Annotated in this window: 6 protein-coding genes; 2 read left to right on the top strand and 4 right to left on the bottom strand. The window is 71.8% G+C overall.

Annotation, left to right across the window (positions count from 1 at the left end):
- Nucleotides 1-170: 170 nt before the first annotated feature.
- A complete protein-coding gene (locus tag ACFW16_RS33005) occupies nucleotides 171-707 on the bottom strand; it encodes a TetR/AcrR family transcriptional regulator (protein ID WP_380313310.1) in 537 nt (178 codons plus the stop codon).
- A 153-nt stretch (nucleotides 708-860) separates the two neighbouring features.
- Here ACFW16_RS33005 and ACFW16_RS33000 point away from each other — a divergent pair, with 153 nt between their 5' ends.
- Nucleotides 861-1,466: an NAD(P)H-dependent oxidoreductase gene (locus tag ACFW16_RS33000; protein ID WP_380313309.1), complete on the top strand. Its 606-nt coding sequence runs from the start codon at nucleotides 861-863 to the stop codon at nucleotides 1,464-1,466.
- Nucleotides 1,467-1,475: 9 nt separating this feature from the next.
- On the opposite strand, the gene ACFW16_RS32995 is transcribed toward ACFW16_RS33000, so the two are convergent.
- Nucleotides 1,476-2,399, bottom strand: a complete 924-nt coding sequence (locus ACFW16_RS32995) for a S1/P1 nuclease (RefSeq protein ID WP_380313308.1) — start codon at nucleotides 2,397-2,399, stop codon at nucleotides 1,476-1,478.
- A gap of 172 nt (nucleotides 2,400-2,571) precedes the next feature.
- On the opposite strand from ACFW16_RS32995, the gene ACFW16_RS32990 reads away from it, so the two are divergent.
- Complete coding sequence (locus tag ACFW16_RS32990) at nucleotides 2,572-3,336, top strand: SDR family oxidoreductase (RefSeq protein ID WP_380313307.1); 765 nt, start codon at nucleotides 2,572-2,574, stop codon at nucleotides 3,334-3,336.
- 75 nt (nucleotides 3,337-3,411) lie between these two features.
- Here ACFW16_RS32990 and ACFW16_RS32985 read toward each other — a convergent pair whose 3' ends face one another.
- The gene (locus ACFW16_RS32985; protein WP_380313306.1) at nucleotides 3,412-5,148 is read right to left on the bottom strand and encodes a M14 family zinc carboxypeptidase; all 1,737 of its coding nucleotides are present in this window, start codon (nucleotides 5,146-5,148) and stop codon (nucleotides 3,412-3,414) included.
- Nucleotides 5,149-5,150: 2 nt separating this feature from the next.
- Nucleotides 5,151-6,002: an ABC transporter permease gene (locus ACFW16_RS32980; protein ID WP_380313305.1), complete on the bottom strand. Its 852-nt coding sequence runs from the start codon at nucleotides 6,000-6,002 to the stop codon at nucleotides 5,151-5,153.

Below are 6,002 nucleotides of genomic sequence, written 5' to 3'. Positions count from 1 at the left end.
GTCCGGCGGCGAAGCCTATCCTTTGCGCATTCGCGCGCGGACGCGCGCAGACCCCTCCCCCTTCCCCCCTCCCGCAAGGGGAGGGGGGACTAAAAAAGAGGGGTGGGTCACAGCCATTCTGAAAAGGCCTCGCTCACGGGAGAGACAACGCGGAGACGCTCGACATCCCCTCAGCCCCGGCTGCGGCCGACCATCGCGACGATGGTCTCGGCCAGTTCCGCCTGCGCCTCCGCGGCGGTGAGGTCGCCGTTCGCCGCGGCGTTGGACAGGGCTTCGGCGGCGCCGAGCATCGCCCACAGGCCGGCGGGGGCGATGGTGCCGGCCGGGGCGAAGGGGGCGAGCGCGCTGCGGCAGGTCTCGCGGAACGCCGCGTCGCACTCGCGCTTCACCTTCTCCAGCTCCGGCGAGCTGGTCAGCGCCGCGACCACGCCCGGGATCTCGCGGCCCTGGGCCAGCACGCAGTCGAGATAGGCGGAGGCGATCACCGCGGCCCGCCCCGCCAGGGTCGGCTCGCCGGTCCGCAGCGCGGCCTGCAATTGGGCCGTCTGGCGGTCGTCGAACTCCCGGTACAGCGCGATCAGCAGCCCGGTGCGCGTGCCGAAATGATCGTAGACCACCGGCTTGGTGATGCCCGCCTGCCCGGCCAGCCGGCCGAGCGTCAGGGCATCCGTCCCCTCCTCCCGCACCAGGCGCCAGGCGACGTCCATGAGCTGTCGATGCCGCTCTTCCCGCGACAGGCGGCGGCGCGGCGACCGGGATTCTCTCGCTGGGGTGCTTGACATGCTTATATACCAAACGTAACTTACCGAAAGTATATAAAACTTCCTCCTTTCCCGCAATCATCTGCAGGAGCTGCCGGCATGCACGCGCTCGTCGTCGTCGCGCATCCCGATCCCACATCGCTGACCCACGCCGTGGCCGCCCGTCTCGCCGAGGGCGTGTCCCTGGCCGGCCATTCCGCCGAGATCGCCGACCTGATGGCGGAAGGCTTCGACCCGCGCTTCAGCGCGACCGACCACGCCGTCCATCTGAAGCAGGCGGACCCCTCCGCCGACGTGCTCGCCGAGCAGGCGCGGATCGACCGCGCCGATGCGCTGGTGCTGGTCTATCCGGTCTACTGGTGGTCGATGCCGGGGCTGCTCAAGGGCTGGATCGACCGGGTGTTCTCGAATGGCTGGGCCTATGACGAGATCCCCGGCGGCACGCTGGAGAAGAGGCTGGGCCGCCTGCCGGTCCATCTCGTCGGCCTCGGCGGCGCCGGCCGGCGGACCTATGACCGGCACGGCTATTCCGGCGCCATGAAGACGCAGATCGACCACGGCATCTTCGACTTCTGCGGCGCCCGCGTCGCCACCTCGGAGCTGCTGCTGCCCCCCGAGACGCAGGATCTGGGTGTCCATCTGGACGCCGCCCGCGCCATCGGCGGCAGGCTGTTCCGGGCGACCGAACAGGGCGTGGCCGCCTGACGCCGCCCGTCAGCGCAGGCCGGAAAGCAGCGCCCCGATCCGGCGCCCGGCGGCGGTGAGCTGGGCGCGGCTGACCGTCTGCGCCCGCTCGACGTAGTCGCCCGGGAGAACGGGGGCGGAGCCGGGCGAGGTGCCCATCTTCAGCCTTCCGCCGTCGTAGACGACGTCATGGGCGAGCTCGCGGCTGTGGGCCACCCAGCGGGCGAAGGCGGTCTCCGGGTCCGGCGACAGCGTCTCCCCGTCGGGCGAGGGATCCGGCGTCAGCTCGGCCTCGACCGGTCCCGAATGAGCCAGGGCGAGCTCGCCCGGATGACCCGCGGCGTCCCAGAACCGACCTAGGCGCTCGGGGGCCGCGTCCGGCGAGGCGCGCACCCAGACCCATTGCCCGCCCGCATCGGTGATCGGGAACCGCCACGACATCCACAGCGCCGTGTGCAGCGGCTGGTGCATGTCGCCGACGATATGCATCACCCAGCAGAGCGCGACGGCCCGGTCCGAATCCGATGCGGCGGCATCATGCGCGATCGCGAGATTGTGCCCGAATGCCCACTGGGCGCTGCCGAAGGCGATGGGAATCAGGCGGCGCATCGAGGACACGATCCGTGGGCTGTAGTGCCAGCTCGGGCGATCATAGGGGGTGCGCCTCACGGCGTCCGGCCAGACCGCCATCAGCTCGAGCATCCGGCGCTCGCCGGCGCGGCCGGCCAGGCCGTCGAGCTGGGCGTCGAAGCGGGCCCGGTCCGGATGCGCCTGCATCAGCCGGAGAATGGCGGCGATCGCCTCCGGGTCGCGCTGCTCCAGGATGTCGTAGGCCAGCGCCGCAGTGGCCGTGTGGCCTTCGCGCAGCCACGCCATGGCCTGGTGCGGCATGAGCAGCACCAGCATCAGCACCGCGCCGAGGGACCTCCAGCGCTGGAGATGGAGAGCTCGCATCGGGCACCTCCGGAAGCTTCGTCCTGCGCGCACGCGCCATGTTGAAGGAGAATGGGGCGCGGCGTCACTGCGGCGCAGGACCGCTGCCCGGATTGAGCGGCAAGAACCGGAGTGAGGCCGCGCCCCGCCCCCGCCATCCTCCGCCGCATCGAACGACGGAAGGAGAGAGGACATGGGCGCATTGGCGGGCAAGGTGGCGGTCGTCGCCGGGGCCAGCTCCGGCATCGGCCGGGCCGCGGCGGTGCTGTTCGCAAGCGAGGGCGCGGCCGTGGTGGCCGGGGCCCGCCGGCAGGCGGAGCTCGACGCGCTGGCCAGGGAGATCGCGGCGGCCGGCGGCCGGGCCGCGGCGCTGGCCGGCGACGTCACCGACGAGGCTTATGCCCCGGCGCTGGTGGCGCTGGCGGAGGAGCGGTTCGGCGGCCTCGACATCGCCTTCAACACCGCCGGCATGGTCGGGCCGATGGCGCCGACGCCGGAGGTGACGCCGGCGGCGTGGCGGGAGACGGTGGAGACCAACCTGACCAGCGGCTTCCTGGCGGCGCGGCACCAGATCCCGGCGATGCTGCGGCGCGGCGGCGGATCGCTGATCTTCACCTCGACCTTCGTCGGCTACACGGTCGGCTTCCCCGGCGTGGCCGCCTATGCCGCCAGCAAGGCCGGGCTGGTCGGGCTGGTGCAGGCGCTGGCGGTCGAGTTCGGCGGCCGGGGCGTCCGCGTCAACGCGCTGCTGCCGGGCGGCACCGAGACGGAGATGTACCGGCAGTTCGCCAAGACGCAGGCGGAGCGCGACTTCATCACCGGCCTGTACCCGATGAAGCGCCTGGCGAGCCCGGAGGAGATGGCGCGGTCGGCGCTCTATCTCGCTTCCGACGCGTCGAGCTTCACCACCGGCACGGCGCTGCTGGTCGATGGCGGGGTGTCGATCACCAGGACGTGAGGGACGAGCTTGCTCTTTGCGTTGCCTCTCCCGTTTACGGGAGAGGCAACGCAAAAGGAACCGTCCGAGCATGCCTCAGGCGACAAGCCCCGCATGGTGCTCCACCGCCGCAAGCACCGTCTCCATCTGCACCCGGTGGCCCAGGGCGAAGCGGTCGCCGTAGATGGTCTCGTCCGGGTACTCGGTGATCACGGTCAGCGGCGGGACATGGCGCTCGTCCGGGCCGATCAGGCAGGGGATGCCGTTGATCACGGTGAAGGGCCCGGCGCCGGCATGGGCGCCATAGGCGGCGAGCTGCATCCGGTTCAGCTCCAAAAGCGGCTCGATCCGGGCCAGGCGGCGGGTGATCGCCTCGATCAGCGCCATTCCCGGCTCCTCCCAGCCCGGGTGATGGCGCAGGATCAGGAAGAAGCCCTTCGGGATCGTCCACATCTCGAAGCCGCGCGGCAGGTAGCCGGTGAAGGGCCGGGTCCATTCATGCGCCGGATAGCCGTGCAGGTTGACGTGCAGTTGCGCCCCGGTGCGGGCGATCGCCTCCTGCCGCGCCGCGCGCTCATACGGCTCGACGCCGGTGCGGTATTCCAGGTCGTCGCCCAGCGCGGTGTAGCGCGCGGCGTGGTGCATGTGCCGCGGATTGTCCCGGCACAGCCTCTGGTGCAAGGCGTAGCCGTCCGGATTCTCCAGCGGGATCAGGGCGAGATGCGTCCCGGGGTCCTGCAGCAGCCGCCGCGCGGCGCGCAGGGCGCCGACCGGGCCGGTGGTCTCGTTGGCATGCTGGCCGCCGGTGACCACCACGGCCGGGCGCGACCCCGGCCGGATCAGCCCCGGCACCGGCCTGCCCTGCCGCGACCGCGCCAGGATCGGCTGCCCGCCCAGCGCCGCCAGCTCGCGATGCAGCTGGGCGATCGACAGCGGCGCCTCGGCCGTGTCCAGCGGCTGCTCCGGCCAGTCTCCGGCCTCGTCCGCCAGGTCGCCGAAGGGGACGGTCTCGACCCGCACCCGGGGGGCGCCGGCCCGGATCTCCGGCACGATTTGGCCCGGCTGCAGCCCGCGGTCGCCGAGCGGCCGGCCGGAATGGCGCTGGAACACCTCCAGCAGGGTGAAGTAGAGGTCCTCGTGCAGCGCCTCGTGCAGGCTGACGGCCTCCTCGTGGAAGGGCAGCCCCCGCTCGATCGCTGGCGCCTCGACCGCGATCGACAGCCGCTCGAAATAGGGCTCGTCGCTGCCCCAGGGATAGGCCTGGACGGTCTCGACCACGGCGCGGAACAGCGTCTCGACCTCGGTCTCCAGCCGCTCGTCCCGGTCGGGCTGGCCGTCGGGCCGGCCGGTGATGCGCAGCCAGCCGGTCGGCGACAGGCAGGCGGCGCCGAGATGGTCGAGGCCGAGATGGTTGGGCGCGAACACCTCGGTCGTCGTCGTGCGGCCGTCGCGCCAAGTCAGGCTCACCCGGTAGCGCAGCGTCTCGTCGCCCGGCTCGAAGCGCAGATCGACCCCGTCCAGCAGCGCCTTCAGCGGATAGGCCTCGAGCAGGAAGCGGTCGGGCGCGGCGGCGGGATGGGCCGGATAGCGGATGACGGCCGAGGCCAGCCCCTCCGTCTCGATCTCCTCCAGGAAAGCGTGCAGCAGCGGCTTGCAGGCGCTGCGCAGCCGGGCCGAGACGCCGGCCGCGGCCAGGGTCGTCTCGGCGTCGCGGCGCGCCGCCTCGTCCTCGAACAGCCAGGCTTCGACCGCCGCGCCCTGGTGGCCGTCGGACAGGTCGCGCAGCAGGGCGTCGAGGGTCCGCGGCGCTTCGCGGTCCAGGAGAACGGTCATGATCAGATCTTTCCGGTCGGGTCGAGGACGTCACGCAGCCAGTCGCCCAGGAGGTTCAGGCCGAGCACGGTGAGCATGATGGCGAGGCCGGGGAAGACGCTGATCCACCAGGCCGTCTGCACATAGGTGCGGCCGTCGGCCAGCATGCCGCCCCAGCTGGGGATCAGCGGGTCGACGCCGAGGCCGAGGAAGGTCAGGCTGCTTTCCAAGAGGATGTTGTTGGCCACGTTCAGCGTCATCAGGATGACGATCGGCCCCAGCACGTTGGGCAGCAGGTGGTCGAGGATGATGCGGTGGTCGCGCACGCCGATCGCCGCGGCGGCCTGCACGAATTCGCGCTCCCGCAGGGACAGCACCGAGCCGCGGACGAGCCGGGCGTACTGCACCCATTGCGAGATGATCATGAAGAAGATCAGCCGGTCGAGCCCGCCGCCGAGGATGGCGATGAAGGTCAGCGCGATCAGGATGAAGGGCAGCGCCTGCTGCACGTCGGCGCAGCGCATCAGGACCAGGTCCCAGAGGCCGCGGTAGTAGCCGGCGACCAGGCCGGCCAGCGTGCCCAGCACCACGGCGCCGGCCACCGAGGCGAAGCCGACGGTCAGCGAGATGCCGCCGCCCGTCACCACCCGGGCCAGCACGTCGCGGCCGACCGGGTCGGTGCCGAGCGGATGCGCCCAGCTGTGGAACGGCGGCAGCAGCCGGGCGGTCAGGTCGAAGCCCTCGCCGCCGTCGGGGAACAAGAGGCTGGCGCACAGCACCGCCAGCACCATGAGGCCGGTCAGCACGGCGCCGAGGATGAACTCCAGGTTGCGCAGGCGGCGCGACCAGGGCCGGCTGTCTTCGATCACGGCCAT

The organism is Inquilinus sp. NPDC058860 (assembly GCF_042743185.1).
Taxonomy (GTDB): Bacteria; Pseudomonadota; Alphaproteobacteria; order DSM-16000; family Inquilinaceae; genus Inquilinus.
This window is presented reverse-complemented; position numbering and strand designations above follow the sequence as displayed.

Excerpts from the sequence above, each read along its gene's own strand:
- ACFW16_RS32985 (WP_380313306.1), bottom strand. The coding sequence starts at position 5,148 with ATGACCGTTCTCCTGGACCGCGAAGCGCCGCGGACCCTCGACGCCCTG.
- ACFW16_RS33005 (WP_380313310.1), bottom strand. The coding sequence starts at position 707 with ATGGACGTCGCCTGGCGCCTGGTGCGGGAGGAGGGGACGGATGCCCTG.
- ACFW16_RS32995 (WP_380313308.1), bottom strand. The coding sequence starts at position 2,399 with ATGCGAGCTCTCCATCTCCAGCGCTGGAGGTCCCTCGGCGCGGTGCTG.
- ACFW16_RS32980 (WP_380313305.1), bottom strand. The coding sequence starts at position 6,002 with ATGGCCGTGATCGAAGACAGCCGGCCCTGGTCGCGCCGCCTGCGCAAC.
- ACFW16_RS32990 (WP_380313307.1), top strand. The coding sequence starts at position 2,572 with ATGGGCGCATTGGCGGGCAAGGTGGCGGTCGTCGCCGGGGCCAGCTCC.
- ACFW16_RS33000 (WP_380313309.1), top strand. The coding sequence starts at position 861 with ATGCACGCGCTCGTCGTCGTCGCGCATCCCGATCCCACATCGCTGACC.